This is a genomic window from Mesorhizobium sp. M3A.F.Ca.ET.080.04.2.1, from assembly GCF_003952525.1.
GTDB lineage: Bacteria > Pseudomonadota > Alphaproteobacteria > Rhizobiales > Rhizobiaceae > Mesorhizobium.
Genome location: NZ_CP034451.1, coordinates 2,217,478 through 2,230,884, shown reverse-complemented (window position 1 = coordinate 2,230,884; position 13,407 = coordinate 2,217,478). Strand labels below are relative to the sequence as shown.

Annotated in this window: 11 protein-coding genes and 1 pseudogene; 4 read left to right on the top strand and 8 right to left on the bottom strand. The window is 59.9% G+C overall.

All coding sequences use genetic code 11. The annotated features are described in order from the left end of the window. Positions 1 to 147: 147 nt before the first annotated feature. From EJ074_RS10855 to EJ074_RS10840, 4 genes are read right to left on the bottom strand one after another with little or no spacing between them, the layout of a single operon-like run. Entirely contained in the window at positions 148 to 636 is a 489-nt protein-coding gene (locus EJ074_RS10855; RefSeq protein ID WP_129552674.1) for a UPF0149 family protein, read from the bottom strand. A 44-nt stretch (positions 637 to 680) separates the two neighbouring features. Next, positions 681 to 2,234 carry an IS66 family transposase gene (locus tag EJ074_RS10850; protein WP_129553972.1) on the bottom strand — a complete coding sequence of 518 codons (1,554 nt, stop codon included), beginning with the start codon at positions 2,232 to 2,234 and terminating at the stop codon, positions 681 to 683. Between the two features lie 49 nt (positions 2,235 to 2,283). Next, on the bottom strand, positions 2,284 to 2,640 hold the full coding sequence (gene tnpB / locus EJ074_RS10845) for an IS66 family insertion sequence element accessory protein TnpB (RefSeq protein WP_129552673.1): 357 nt from the start codon (positions 2,638 to 2,640) through the stop codon (positions 2,284 to 2,286). After that, positions 2,637 to 3,041: a transposase gene (locus EJ074_RS10840; RefSeq protein ID WP_129552672.1), complete on the bottom strand. Its 405-nt coding sequence runs from the start codon at positions 3,039 to 3,041 to the stop codon at positions 2,637 to 2,639. Before EJ074_RS10840 ends, tnpB begins: the two co-directional genes overlap by 4 nt. Positions 3,042 to 3,660: 619 nt before the next feature. On the opposite strand from EJ074_RS10840, the gene EJ074_RS10830 reads away from it, so the two are divergent. Then, a complete protein-coding gene (locus EJ074_RS10830; RefSeq protein WP_245454873.1) occupies positions 3,661 to 5,619 on the top strand; it encodes an HWE histidine kinase domain-containing protein in 1,959 nt (652 codons plus the stop codon). Between the two features lie 64 nt (positions 5,620 to 5,683). Continuing rightward, positions 5,684 to 6,073, top strand: coding sequence for a response regulator (locus tag EJ074_RS10825; protein WP_129553321.1), 390 nt, complete (start codon positions 5,684 to 5,686; stop codon positions 6,071 to 6,073). Between the two features lie 166 nt (positions 6,074 to 6,239). Here EJ074_RS10825 and EJ074_RS10820 read toward each other — a convergent pair whose 3' ends face one another. Both EJ074_RS10820 and EJ074_RS10815 read right to left on the bottom strand, forming a co-directional pair. Further along, positions 6,240 to 6,506 carry a DUF982 domain-containing protein gene (locus EJ074_RS10820; protein WP_245454831.1) on the bottom strand — a complete coding sequence of 89 codons (267 nt, stop codon included), beginning with the start codon at positions 6,504 to 6,506 and terminating at the stop codon, positions 6,240 to 6,242. A 477-nt stretch (positions 6,507 to 6,983) separates the two neighbouring features. Next, positions 6,984 to 7,172 (bottom strand): annotated as a pseudogene (locus EJ074_RS10815) (IS3 family transposase); the annotation flags it as partial. A 387-nt stretch (positions 7,173 to 7,559) separates the two neighbouring features. Between EJ074_RS10815 and EJ074_RS10810 the strand changes: the two are divergent. Then, entirely contained in the window at positions 7,560 to 8,204 is a 645-nt protein-coding gene (locus EJ074_RS10810) for a peroxiredoxin-like family protein (protein WP_129553320.1), read from the top strand. Between the two features lie 2,019 nt (positions 8,205 to 10,223). Here EJ074_RS10810 and EJ074_RS10795 read toward each other — a convergent pair. Then, positions 10,224 to 10,796, bottom strand: a complete 573-nt coding sequence (locus tag EJ074_RS10795) for a DUF1003 domain-containing protein (RefSeq protein WP_129553318.1) — start codon at positions 10,794 to 10,796, stop codon at positions 10,224 to 10,226. 347 nt (positions 10,797 to 11,143) lie between these two features. On the opposite strand from EJ074_RS10795, the gene EJ074_RS10790 reads away from it, so the two are divergent. Beyond that, on the top strand, positions 11,144 to 12,232 hold the full coding sequence (locus tag EJ074_RS10790) for a beta-glucosidase (protein WP_245454830.1): 1,089 nt from the start codon (positions 11,144 to 11,146) through the stop codon (positions 12,230 to 12,232). Here EJ074_RS10790 and glf read toward each other — a convergent pair. Further along, on the bottom strand, positions 12,213 to 13,406 hold the full coding sequence (gene glf, locus EJ074_RS10785) for a UDP-galactopyranose mutase (protein ID WP_129554037.1): 1,194 nt from the start codon (positions 13,404 to 13,406) through the stop codon (positions 12,213 to 12,215). The two genes, EJ074_RS10790 and glf, sit on opposite strands and share 20 nt — an antisense overlap. Between the last annotated feature and the right edge of the window lies 1 nt (position 13,407).

Below are 13,407 nucleotides of genomic sequence, written 5' to 3'. Positions count from 1 at the left end.
CACCAGCTGCCGAACGCTGAGTCGATCTGGGGCGCATGGGTTGGGATGGCGCCAATTTATCGCCCAGCTGTCGAGCGCGGACGCAAGTCGATCCGGCGACTACCTGCCGACTTGATCGTAAGCGGTACGAGATGGCCCTCCCGCCAGCTAGCGGCCGGACTTAAAGCGGGTCGGCATCCAAAACTGACGCATGGCCTCGACGGCGGCCGGAATGTCGGACCATGCGTTTCGGCCGGCAATCGAAGAAGGTGGCACTCGCAAGGGGCGACCGTCTTCGGTATAGAAGCCCATGCACCAGGGCCGTGCGTCGACGCCGCCGTTGGCCATCCGCACGAAGAGCGGCTCGAAGCTCTCCGGCCTCGTCGATAGCGTTTCGCTGATCGCGTTGTGCCGCATGAGCGTGGCCGCGATCGCCGAGAACTCCTCCGTGTCGTGATTGAAGGCATCCGGATCGAGGCCCAGGAGGGGGCATACCCATTCTTCGGATGGCATAGAGACCGGTCCGGCGACGACCGCAGCCACGGCGCCGTCGAGCATCGAGAGCGAGCTTGCCCTGGGGCGACGAAGCGTCGCCGACTGCCCTCGCTTATCCAGCCAATGTCCGAGCTTCTCGAAGGACATCGCGTAGTCGGCCATGGTGGTCTTGGCAGGCCTGCGCTCCTGTCGTGGCTTGTGTCTGGTCATGCAGCTGCTCTTTCGACTTCGCGTGCCGCTTTCCAGTTCCAAACCAGGAGCTCGTGGAGTTGATCGTTCGTCGTGGCGCCGCTGACCATGCGCTCGAGAACGTCGGTGAGATAGGCTTCGGGATCGACGCCGTTCAACTTGGCCGAGTTGAGCAGCGAAGCCAGGATCGCCCAAGTCTGTCCGCCGCCTTCGTCACCACTGAACAGACTATTCTTTTTTCCGATTGCTATCGGTCGAATCGATCTCTCCACGGCGTTCGTGTCTGGCTCCAGCCGCCCGTCATTCAGGAACGCCGTTAGTCCGTCCCAGCGTTCGAGCGTATAATCGATCGCCTTGATCAGCGTCGACTGGCGAGAGACACCGTCCTTCACGGCTTCGAGACGCGCCTTCAAAGCCTCCATCAGCGGCTTCGTTTCCGCCTGGCGCACAGCTCGGCGCCTGTCAGCACTCAAGCCGCGGATGCGCTTCTCGATCGCATACACCGCGCCGATGCGCTCGATGACCTCCCTGGCGAAGGGCGAGTTCGTCGTCTTGTGGACCTTCACGAAGTTGCGGCGTGCATGGACCAGACAATACGCCAGGCGGATCTTGCCCGACGATTTGGCTCCTCCCGCCAACGACGTATAGGCAGCATAGCCGTCGACTTGCAGCACGCCCTTGAACCCGGCCAACTGGCCGGCAATCTCCTTTTTGCCACGGCCACCCGCAAAGACGTAAGCGACCGCCGGCGGCGCGGGCCCTTTCCAGGGTCGGTCGTCCGTCGCATGCGCCCAGAACTGGCAGGTCCGTGTTCGACCTCGGCCGGGATCAAGCACCGGCATTGGCGTTTCATCGCAGAACAGACGCTCGAAGCCATGCATCGTCTTCAGCTGCAGTTCATAAAGGCCCTTGGCCATCTGCGCGGCACTCTTCATCCAGCGCGAAAGCGTCTGCCGGTCAACCTCCACGCCCCAGCCCGCCAGTATCCGGGATTGACGATAGAGCGTCGACTGCCAGGCGTATTTCGCCGCGGCGACATGCGCGACCAGCGCCGTGGTCACCATGCCGCCCTCGATGAGCCGAGCCGGTGCTTTCGCCTGGACGACCGCTTCCTCGCAAACTCGGCAAGCGTATTTGGGGCGGATTGTCCGCATCACGCGCAATAGCGCAGGAACCCGGTCAAGTGCTTCGGCGACGTCCTCTCCGATCCGACGCATTCGCGCCGTGCAGCATGGGCACAGCGTCGAGGATGGTTCAATCACCTGCTCGTGGCGGGGCAGATGCGCGGGTAGTGCTCCAATGTTGCGCCGGGCCTTTGTGCGCTTCCTCCCCGCCGTGCCCGGTGCCGTATCGTCGTTGGCCGCAGTCGGCGCAGCAGCGTCCTCGCCTCCCAGGCCAAGCGCCAGTTGCTCGGCACATATCACCACCGCGCGCTCCGAGCGCGTCCCAAAAATCAGCGTTTTCAGCATCGAGATTTCCGCGCGAAGAGCGTCATTCTCACCCTGCAAGGCAAGCGCCATTTCGGTGAGCACAGCTGGATCGCGAGAAAGGTCTTCGGGCCGAAGGGGCATGAGGCAAGCTAACCAAATCACCCCAAAATAACCAGCAAAATCAGATACCTCAGGCAACATTTGTCGGCCGCTTGACTGCGCGCGGCTCGACCCGGTGCCACTCGCTCAGGCCCTCGAACAGCATCGCAAATTGCGTCGCCGTCAAGCGCATCGTTCCTGCCTGGATCGGCGGCCAGGTAAAACGCCCTTCCTCCAGCCATTTCGTCGCCAAAATCATCCCGCTGCCGTCAAAAATCAGAAACCGCAATTTGTCTGCGCGTTTCGACCTGAAGACAAAGACGTCCCCGCTGTATGGATTGCCCGCCAGCCCCTCCGCGACCAATGCGACCAAGCCGTGCACACCCCTGCGGAAGTCGACCGGCTCCGTCGCCACGAACACCCGCGTGTCCGATCCGAACGCGATCACCGTGTCGATCTCAGTGCCGCAACGATACTCCGAAGCGTCGCGGCATCCGCACCCTGAGGCACCCGCACCCGCGCGTCCCCAATCTCGATTTCGATCCTGTCGCTCGACGACGCATTACCCTCCTGCCTGCCGACAATCGAGCCGCCCGAAACGCCTTCCACCTGCATCTGCGCAAACATCGGCGCGCCGCGCAGTGCCTCTCGTGCCTGGCGCCGCCACACCGAAAGCAAACCCCGGTGCACCCCGTTGCGGCGCGCTACCTCGGAGACGCTGACATCCGGATCCGCGCTCTCGGCAACAATCCGTGCCTTCTCCTCGGCGCTCCAATCGCGCCTTCGCCGATCGCCGGTGATTACCTCGATGCGCCGGTAAGTGTCGGCATCATGCCTGTATCCATCCATGGAATTTGCAGCCTCTGTTAATCCGAAGCTGCGAGCCTCGCTCAGCGCGTGCGCGGGCGCCAGATGGGATGCTCGTACCGGTTACACTTGATCAACGTCATCGGCACACAGCGGATGATCACCTTATCCTGCCGGAAACGTCGCTCAAGTGCAGACGGCGATCACGCCACTCGAGTAGGTCGATCTCTCGGTCATGACTTCAAAGATGACGATCTTGTCGGCATTTGGCTCGTCACCTCCACAAACCGTCGGTAGGAGCCTGCAGGTAGGCGGTGACGCCGTCGAAACGAGCGTCAGCTCTCGCTTTACACTCTCAAAGTCTTCTTGGGCGAAAGGCCGGCCGCCGTTGTCCACACAAGGCAACAGAATCTGAACAAGGTACATTGCGGTCAATGGTGGGAGCGTCGGTTTCTGTCGTCAACGGAATTGTGAATGTCGGTGGCCGCGACGACGGCGTGACCGAGGTTAGCGCGATCTGGTCGATCTCGTTCATCACATCACCGCGGCGCCCTTGTCGTTCGCACACATCGGTTTAAGGTCCTATTGGGTCGGATAGGGGGGAGAAAGATTGTCTCGTCGATCGGCACGAGTCCATCTGCTTGGACTAATCGCGGCAGCTGTGTTGCCGGTCTGGCTTTTTGCTGCCTACCTGCTTGGAACCTACGCCCTGCATGAAAGATCACGGATCGAGCAGGAGGCCCTTTGGACGGCTCGCCAGGTGTCACTGGTAGTGGAAGGGGAACTCGCCAGTCTCAAGACAGTTCTGGATGGGCTCTCCAAGTGCCCCGCTCTTGCCAATGGCGATTGGCAGGCCTTTGGAGCCGAGGCACGCCGCCTTGTCGATGGGACCGATGAGGTAATCACGCTGCGAAATATTGACGGTCGTTGGGTGGTAAGTACTGAATCTGAGCCGTCCTCCGATCAGCCTTTCGCAGCAGCGCCTACTCTCGACGAACGCGAGCAACTGAAACTTGCTGGACTCCTCGTTGGCAATGTGTTCGCCGGGCAGAAGCCGAACGAGTATCGCGTAGCCGTCAGCAGGCAGGTCTCGGGTTTCAACGGCGAACCGTTGTTGCTTTCGATATCAGTTCCTACCGAACGCATCCGCCTTGTCATGCTGCCAGCGGTCCCCGAGGGATGGACTGTCGGCATCGGCGACCGCGAGGGAAAATATGTCGCGAGATCCAAAATGCATGACCAGGTCACCGGGAAACCCGGTTTGCCCGAATACATAGCCAAGGTCGTGGGCCGCTCCGGAACCTTCCAATCTCAGAATTTCGAAGGGACCAGATTGCTGGCTGGATACTACCGGTCGCCTTACTCTGGCTGGTTCTACACCGCCAACGTTCCACTATCCCGGGTCCACGCGCCGCTATGGTGGTCTGTCGCGCAGATTGCAGGGATTGGTCTTTCGGCACTGCTTTTCTCGGTTGCCCTGGCCTACTTTGTCGGCAGGACCTTCACAAAGGCGACCGCAGATCTCGTCGAGCGAGCTGATGCGCTGGGCAGCGGGCGGCCAGTGCAGCCGATCGTTTCCTCGGTCTCGGAGTTCGACACGATTGGGCAGGCCATGATCACGGCAGAGCACGCCATCGCGGAGCGCACGCGCGAGTTGGAAACGGTTTTAGAAACCGTTCCCGCCGCGGTATGGTTTACCTATGATCCGCAGGCGCGCCAGGTAATCCGCAACCGGTTTGCTGCAGACCTCATGGGGCTACCGTCGCAGCCTCACAGGTCGTTTGGAAAAGCGGATCTGGTGATCGATACTCTTGCGTACAAGGATGGCCAAGCTGTCAGTCGTGAGGACCGCCCACTCAGCAGGGCAATGCGAGGCGAAGAGACCACCAACGAGGAATTTGCATACACTCTCCCGTCGGGAGCGCAGCGATACCTGCTTTCCAGTGCACGGCCGATCCGCAGCGCGGACGGCTCTGTCGCAGGCGCGGTGCAGATCAGCTTGGATATTTCCGAGCGAAAACGGGGGGAGGAACAGCGCCAGTTGCTCGTCAACGAACTAAACCACAGGGTCAAGAACACGCTGGCTGTGGTTCAGGCCATAGCTGCCCAATCCATGCGCAACGCCAGCAGCCTGGCACAGGCGCGTGAGGCGCTTTCCAGCCGACTGGTGTCTCTGGCAAAGGCGCACGACATCTTGACCCTCGAGAACTGGAGCGGCGCCGACCTCAGCGCCCTGATTGTAGCCGCCGTTGAGGCGCATGCCTCCCTGGATCGTTTCCACATGCACGGCGAACAAATCTGGCTTCCACCCAACATCGCACTCTCCTTCGCCCTCGCGCTTCATGAGCTGACGACAAATGCGATCAAATATGGCGCACTCTCCAACTCAACGGGATCGATCGAGATCAATTGGAAGCTGCAGGAGGCTGAAGGCGGCCGGCTTCTTGAGCTCCATTGGCGTGAGAAGGGCGGCCCACCTGTCACCCCCGGCAAACGCGGATTTGGTACCCAACTGCTCGAGCGGGTATTCGAGGGAAAGAACGCTGGTGGGGCGAAGATCAGCTACGACCGGATTGGACTACGTTGCGTGTTTCGAGTGAACCTCACCGAGGAAAGGTAGTTCAACATTCACGGAACATAAGTTCCGGTGAAGCGTTGTGCTCCGCTCGGGGGTATCCGGAAAGATGGGCAGTGGCGCGGTTCTAGTCGTTGAAGACGAGACGATGATTTTGCTCGATCTGGAATCGGCGCTGGAAGAAGCGGGCTTCGAGGTCGTAGGGGCAAATAACGCGGCAAGCGCGATTGCCGCTTTTGATGCCGACCCGGAAAAATTCAAGGCGCTGGTGACGGATATCCGAATGGGCTCTGGCGAGACGGGATGGGAGTTGGCGAGGCGTTGTCGCCGCGCCAATGCAGTGCTGCCGGTCGTCTACATTAGCGGCGACAGCGCGACCCACTGGGCTCACGAGGGCGTCCCGAATAGCATCATGATTACAAAGCCGTTCTTCATGCCGCAGATAGTCACGGCGGTATCCACGTTGCTCAACCAACTGCCGACGATCGATCCGACCTGACTGCGCTGGCCTGCTTCGAGAATCCATCTCCCTTACGGCCATTACGACGCTCGTCCTAAGCTTTGCCACTTCGCATTTCCCTTTTACCATTGGACCATCTGCGGCGCTGCGTTTCACGTCGGTCCAAATGCTGCCGGTTAAATGCGACTTCGCGTTCCTTGCGGCGCTAGAGAGTGCGAGGTCGCTGCGAATTCAGCCGCCAGCTTCTATAAGGCGGTCTAAAGGGGCTGATTTTCGGCCCTGTCATCCATGATGGCGCCAAGGGGGCATCCTCGATGACCCTGACCCTGCGTGCCCACGTCATGAAGGTCTTTTGCGCGGCCTCGAGAGACTTCCGGCCATCATACGCGGCGTAACAGGTTTCACACGCAGCTGCGTGCGGGAGGCCACGCCTTTCGACGGGCCATTCCTCCAGAAACTCTATCGCATCCATGATACATTCGATCGTTCGAAGAAGGAGGCTGTCGTCCCTCGCGAAAATCGGCCCTTGAACGTTCCGTCTTCCATGGCAACCTCCCTTCAGACCCACTGAGCAAGATTTTGCCTTCAACGCGCCCGGGCTAGTCGGACTATCATCTCCCGCTTGGCGAGTACCCTCGGCACCGGAGAAAAATATTGGAGGGGTCTATTTCCAATCCAAGGGAGTTGGTGGGCCGCGTTGGCGGCCCTCGCGGCTATCAGATTGACGCCTATCTCAACGATCTCTCGATCTGATAAATCCGTGTTGCCAACCGATCCGCTCTGCACTCCCATGAACGTGACGCAGCCCGTCTGCCAAGTTTTGGCGGACGGGCATTTTGCTTCAAAATCGGTAACAGCCCGCTCGGCTGGGCCAAGTGAACGTGTCACTTAAATGCCTCGTTCATCGACACCGGCGGAGTGGCCTGCTGCCGGTTTTTCGGACACCAGGTTAAGCTAGCATAGCTTGCTCCTCGAACTCGACGGGGCTCAGATAGCCCAGTGTCGAGTGCCTGCGCCGCGGGTTGTAGAAGCGCTCGATGTAATCGAACACATCCGCCCTGGCGTCATCTCTCGTCCTGTAGACCTTGCGGGGTGTGCGCTCGGTTTTCAGCCACGAGAAGAAGCTCGGGAGAGCGGCTCGATGATGCGCCATTCGAATTCAGTCAGGTCATACCGGCTCATGCCAAAAATGAATCAGGGCGTGGGCGAATGTGTAAGCCTTAGGTGGGTTCTCGACCCGTTGACGACCTTGGGCGTTGCAGACTTGAACCTCCAAATCGAGGGAACCTGACCTTCAGCGCAAGAGGGTTCGCTCGGTGAGGTCTTTCACCACGTTTGGCGGCGACCCGCAGATGCTTTTTCGTGTTATGATGGGCTTGCAACGCGCGTAATCTCGACCTCGCAATATGGTAGAGGTCGAAAGCTATTGCCTTGGCACAGGAAGCTTTTCACCCCAGCACTTGATCGCCTCCGAAACGCTGGGTGTGCTGCTTTCCCTGCCTGACCCGGGGCGAGGAGGTTGTCGATGTCCACCAGTAGTGTTGATCGCCCGCTGCAGCCGGGCGACCGGGCACCGAATGTTGTGCTCAATGCGATCTCACGCGAAGGCAAGATCGCGCTCGATGATTTTCGAGGCCGTAGCCCGTTGTTGATCGGTTTGTTCCGAGGCCTGCACTGTCCGTTCTGCCGGCGCCATGTCGCGGCGATGGCGCAACTCAAGCCGGCCCTGCGTGAGAAAGGCGTCGAATGCCTGGCGGTGGTCAATACGCCGGTCGAGCGGGCGCGGCTCTATTTCCGTTACCACCCGGCACCCGATCTTCTCGCCGCATCCGACCCGGAGCGGGCCTCGCACCGTGCTTTCGGCTTGCGCGAGGTCGGGATGGACACGGTCATGGCGATACGGATACATCTCCCGGGCGAGTTGCCCAAGCCTATGGACGTCATGGCAATGGACGAGTTCCTTAACAAGAAGGAAGGATATGAGATGACGGAAGCCGATCAGCAGGCGATGGCTTCCGGCTCGGGGCAGCTTGTCGGTCAGTTCCTAATCGACCGGGCGGGCATCGTACGCTGGAACTTCACTGAAGTTCTGGAGGATGGCCTCAACACCTTCAGAGCGCCGAATCCCGAGGAGTTGATGTCGGCAGCTTCCCAAGTTGCACATCAATAGGCTGCGGAAATGGGCTGCTGAAAACTCGCTCGACGGCCACCGTCCTGTGGTTTGGATTTAACAATCATCGAAATGCTCAGCGCGGGAGGCTAAGAGTCTGCCCGTGGGCTTCGTAGCGATTTCGATTCAACGGTCTGCGGACCGCCCCGATGCTAGAGTGAGCAAGCCACATAGGCGGGGCGACGTCCGCTCCTTGCCGCAATCACGTCGTTCCGACAGGGGCGCGCATACGGCAAGTTTCCACCCATTCGAGACGTTGTCAGTTTATGGGTTCACGACGCCTCGCAGCCGAGCGCGAGCCTCGAAGCTGCCAATCCGCTTCTGACCCAAGACAGCCGCGCTCGCACCCTTATGGTCAACACGGGTTCATCGACTCCTTTTGTAGGATGAAGAGACACCATGGAATACTAGTCCTCCTCCTGGTCGTTAGGTTCGCCAGACCATACGAGAGAATACGAAGGAAATGGGTTGGCGAACCAACCGCTAACGATGGGCCGAGGCACCACTGACCCGATCAGAAGCTTGTAACGTTCGCGCGGCGAAATACCGGCGAAATCGATACTCACACGGCTCCGCTGACCCGCCGGCTCGCGCTGGGGATTGAGCATTGTCTCCTCCTGGAATTTGGCTGGGCTTTTTTGGGAGCTGGTTACCCCGTTCGAACATACTTGCTCAAGATTGAGCGAACGTCGGGCTCAGCCTGATCGCTGATTTGCGCCCTGGTCTCGAGTGCCTCGAGGTGATGCTCCATCGCATGCATGGCTCGGCTGGGATCGTGCTGCCGTAGGCCTGAATGATTTCTAGGTGCTCGTCCACGCCACACTGATCGGAATGCGGGCGGCTGTACAAGGCCACGATCAGCGAACACCGCGATACGATTTCGCTGACATAGCGCGTCAGGGGCTTCGAGCCCGTTAGTTCCGCAAGCAGAATGTGGAATTCACCGGCCAGCCGTATCGACAGGGGCTCGTTGCCACCCACAGCCTCCCTGAGCGCGAATGAAATCTTCGGCCGCTGAGGCTTGTCTAAGATGAGCCATCAGCCTCGCGTTAACACATGTTATGGCGCCGTCCCGCACCCGCGAGAAAATGCGATTGTCCTGGCTAGGATCCGTGCGTCGCGAGCATGATCAGAGATTCGGGGCAAGAGCCGTTGTCGTCCAAAATCGCAGAGGCGGCAACGGGCCTTTCGCTATTGGCGGGACCTTGGTCTGCGCCTGCGCTGGAGTCCGGCAACGGGCGACCGGGTGTCGGATCAGGAATGCGGAGTCGACTATTTCGCCAAGCGGCATGGCCTTTCGCCACCTATCCGAGAGTTGATCCGACAGCACGACAGGCCGCGAGGCGCTTGAGCATGAAGTCAGGAAGCTGCGGGGATGACAAAGCTGTCCGACCTGGTCCCAGTAGGGTCGGACAACGAGCGCATAGCGACGCGCCGCCGATCGGAGCGTCTCAGCTCTACATATGCGACCAGTGCGGCCAGGCTGTCGATCGGAGCGAGCTACGTCAGTCATCTGGCACCAACTGCCTTGCCACGAGCCGCTTGAAATGGAGGCGTGAACGAAGAACCCAAGGAACATTCGGGCCAGGGGTCTTCATTATGGAAGGTGAGGACGTGGCGCTGAAGCAAACACCCGGGAGCCAACTCTGGAGACGTGGCGGCTTCTTGTAAGATCGTCAGCGCCGACACTCTGCCGGCGGCAGCCGCAAAGGCGACAGGCCGCGACGGATAGACGTTCGGAAAAACATTGGGTTCGTGTAACCGACTAGGAGGAACGGGCAGTCTTTGACTTCGCGTTCACGTGACGCCCTAATCGGGCCACTGGTGAGGAACGACCGACGGCCGCTTTGATGTTGCTGTGACCTGGCACTCGTCGACGATATCAGAATGGCCGAGCGCAATGTACCGAAGGCGAGCGGCACCTGATTCGTCAGCACCAGCTTATAACGGCCCTCGCCAACGCGGGACCAAGCTCCCTTTGTTTCAAAGGCCGGCGGGCACCTTCCACCTGAACACAGCTCAGGTGGGGCTCGCCTGATCGCCCGCCTCCACGATCTTGTCGAGTACGGCTTCAGGCGCCACATCGCGCTTCAACTCCTGCAGTTCCTCGTCTGCTTCTGACGGGACCTTCAGGTGCTTGGCAATTTCTTCCACCATCTTGATCAACTTCGTCGTCTCGTGTTCGTTCAGCAGGCTGACCTGAAGATCAAGATCCGCCCGTGCATCATCTTCGGCAGCCATTCGGTTCTGGGTGATAAGGACAAAGGTGGAGAGAAAGATCGCTTCGACGGATGCGAACATCGCCAGGATCACCAAGGAAGGATCCCAGGCTTGAACGAAGGGGAAGATCCCGGTGTTCAAAGCGATCCAGCCGCCAAACAAAATAAGATGGATGTAGACGAAAATCATGCTGCCGGCGAACTTGCCGATTGCGGCCGCGGCCCGCTGCTCCAGTGATGCTGCTTTCGCCTCGCGCTTCCTGCGCTCTACCAGAGCGTCGATGTTGCGGGCCAAGGCGGGAGCGAGCCCTTCCGCGGCCGGTGTGGTTGGAGTGGCGTTTCCCGGGTCGCCAGCGGAAGCCCTGGGATGCATCGTTCGTTCCTATCGCTAGCTGCCTGTCCTGCCTAACTGCCAACGTCCGATTTCGCTCCAACACTGCGAAAACTTCGCGGGTCCTGCTCCGCTGGCAGCGCAGCCGATGCGATGCGCGACAGGAACAAAGGCGAGGCCACCGGGTTGGGCAACTCTCGTGATGTGAATCGGCGACGCCATGCGGAATGTGAAACCAGTCAGCATACGCAAAATTCAGGATTGCCGGCCGATTGAGAAAGCAATCGACCGGTTCCTGCCGAGATGCAACAAGCGCCGGAACTCGGACAGCCGATAGCCTCCTCATGCAAAATCATGTTGAAAGCACGGTCACATTCGACAGCTTTTTCATGGCCGGATTCGAGTGCTCTTCGCACCGGCGAAAGGATGGCGTGCGCCTCGATCTGTTGCGGGCGACCAGCCATGACATTCATGCCGAGGACGACTATCGGCGCTGCGCCGCTCTTGGACTGAGAACCATTCGCGACGGGCTGCGCTGGCATCTGATCGAAAAGGCACCGGGGGTCTACGACTGGTCGAATTGGATTTCGATGATCGAAGCGGCCGGTCGGGCCGGTGTTCAGGTCATCTGGGATATCTTTCATTACGGATCCCCCGATCATCTCAACCAGGGCAGCGAAGGGATGATCGAAAGCTATGCATCTTTTGCAGCCGAAGCGGTTCGGCTGCATCGAGCCATGGCCGGCAAAGCCGCGCTGGTTTGTCCCATCAACGAGATATCGTTCTTCGCATGGGCAGTCGAAGTCGGCTATTTTCCGCCGGCCGGCCCAAAAAGGAAGGGATGGTTTAAGCGTCATCTGGTCAAGGCCGCCGTGCAGGGCATCCGGGCAATGCGAGAAGCTGACCCCGAATGCCGCTTCATATGGGCCGAACCGCTCATCCATGTGGCGCCGCGAGATCGAAGCCGTCCCGAGATACGCCGCGCCGAGAATGTCTGCTTGGGACAGTTCGAGGCCTACGACATGCTGATGGGGCGCGTTGAGCCGCAACTCGGAGGCAGCGAGGATCTGATCGACGTGATCGGCCTCAACTTCTACCCGCACAATCAATGGTATCTGCACGGGCCGACCATTCCGATGGGGCATCACGAGTACCGGGCGATGTCGGAAATGCTGGTTGAGGTCGCCCGTCGCTACAGCAAGCCAATATACATCGCCGAGACCGGCGCCGAAGGCTCCGGCGGGCCGGCCTGGCTCCACTATGTATGCGATGAGGTTCGCGCCGCCATTGGCGAGGGCGCAGCGATCGACGGGATCTGCCTCTATCCGGTCACGGCATATCCCGGGTGGGACAATTCGCGCCATGCCGAGGTCGGTCTGTTCTCGGTCATTCACGCAGACGGTTCGCGTCGTCTCCGCCAAGCGATGGCCGAGGAACTGGCCAGGCAACGGAGGCTATTCAACCTGGATTCGCGATAAGCGAGCCCTGGGGCTGTTCGGCGATGGGGTGTCGCTTCGCCGGCACGGCCACAGGTGGCACCAGGATGTCACTTGGAATGGCAAGCGTTCTCTGGATACGCCCGAACGTCGCCAGAGCCTGGCCGACAACCTGATCCATGTTGTAGTAGCGATAGGTGGCAAGGCGCCCGACGAACCACACGTCCGGGCAGCTCGCTGCCAGCGCTTCGTACTGCTTGTACAGCGCTTCGTTTTCCGGCCGCGGCACAGGATAATAGGGATCGCCCACGTCTGTGGGATATTCGTAGGTCAGGCTTGTCCGGGCATTCTTCTGGCCAGTCAAATGCTTGTACTCGGTTATGCGGGTATAAGCCTCCGTTTGCGGGTAGTTGACCACCGCCACCGGCTGGAACTGCTCGCAGTCGACGGTGACATGCTCGAAACGCAGGGAGCGATAAGGCAAACGGCCAAGCCTGCAGTCGAAATATTCGTCGATAGGGCCGGTGTAGATCAAGCGGCGAAATGAGATCCGGTCGCGGATCTCTCGATAGTCGGTCTGCAGCATGATCTTGATGCTGGGATGATTGGTCATGCGCTCGAACATGCGCGCATAGCCGCCGGCCGGCATCATCTGGAAGCGGTCGCCGAAGTAGCGGTCATCACGATTCGTCCTGGTTGGCACCCGCGCCGTCACGGATTTGCTGAGTTGCGACGGATCGACCCCCCATTGCTTTCTGGTATAGCCGCGAAAGAACTTGTCGTAGAGTTCGCGTCCGACCGTGCTGACGACGACTTCTTCGGCCGTACGGACTTCTTCGACGGTTTCGCGGCGCGATGCGAAGAACTCCTCCAATTGGCTCGAACTCAGATCGAGCCCGTAGAGCCGGTTGATCGTGTCAAGATTTATGGGGATTGGGAGTAGCTTGCCGTCGACCGCGGCCAGCACCCGATGTTCGTAGGGCCGCCATGTCGTGAATTGTGAAAGATACTCCACGATCGACTCTGCGTTGGTGTGGAATATGTGCGGCCCGTAACGGTGAATGAGGATGCCGTCTTCGTTGTAGCAATCGAACGCGTTGCCACCGACGTGATTGCGACGGTCGATAAGGAGAACGCTTTCCCCCCGTTGCGATGCGATGCGCTCGGCGAGAACGCTGCCGGCGAAACCGGCGCCGACGATCAGCCAGTCGAACATC

Coding starts and splice junctions, on each gene's coding strand:
- glf (WP_129554037.1), bottom strand. CDS start 13,406: ATGTTCGACTGGCTGATCGTCGGCGCCGGTTTCGCCGGCAGCGTTCTC.
- EJ074_RS10825 (WP_129553321.1), top strand. CDS start 5,684: ATGGGCAGTGGCGCGGTTCTAGTCGTTGAAGACGAGACGATGATTTTG.
- EJ074_RS10795 (WP_129553318.1), bottom strand. CDS start 10,796: ATGCATCCCAGGGCTTCCGCTGGCGACCCGGGAAACGCCACTCCAACC.
- EJ074_RS10810 (WP_129553320.1), top strand. CDS start 7,560: ATGTCCACCAGTAGTGTTGATCGCCCGCTGCAGCCGGGCGACCGGGCA.
- EJ074_RS10790 (WP_245454830.1), top strand. CDS start 11,144: ATGGCCGGATTCGAGTGCTCTTCGCACCGGCGAAAGGATGGCGTGCGC.
- EJ074_RS10840 (WP_129552672.1), bottom strand. CDS start 3,041: ATGGATGGATACAGGCATGATGCCGACACTTACCGGCGCATCGAGGTA.
- EJ074_RS10855 (WP_129552674.1), bottom strand. CDS start 636: ATGGCCGACTACGCGATGTCCTTCGAGAAGCTCGGACATTGGCTGGAT.
- EJ074_RS10820 (WP_245454831.1), bottom strand. CDS start 6,506: ATGGATGCGATAGAGTTTCTGGAGGAATGGCCCGTCGAAAGGCGTGGC.
- EJ074_RS10850 (WP_129553972.1), bottom strand. CDS start 2,234: ATGCCCCTTCGGCCCGAAGACCTTTCTCGCGATCCAGCTGTGCTCACC.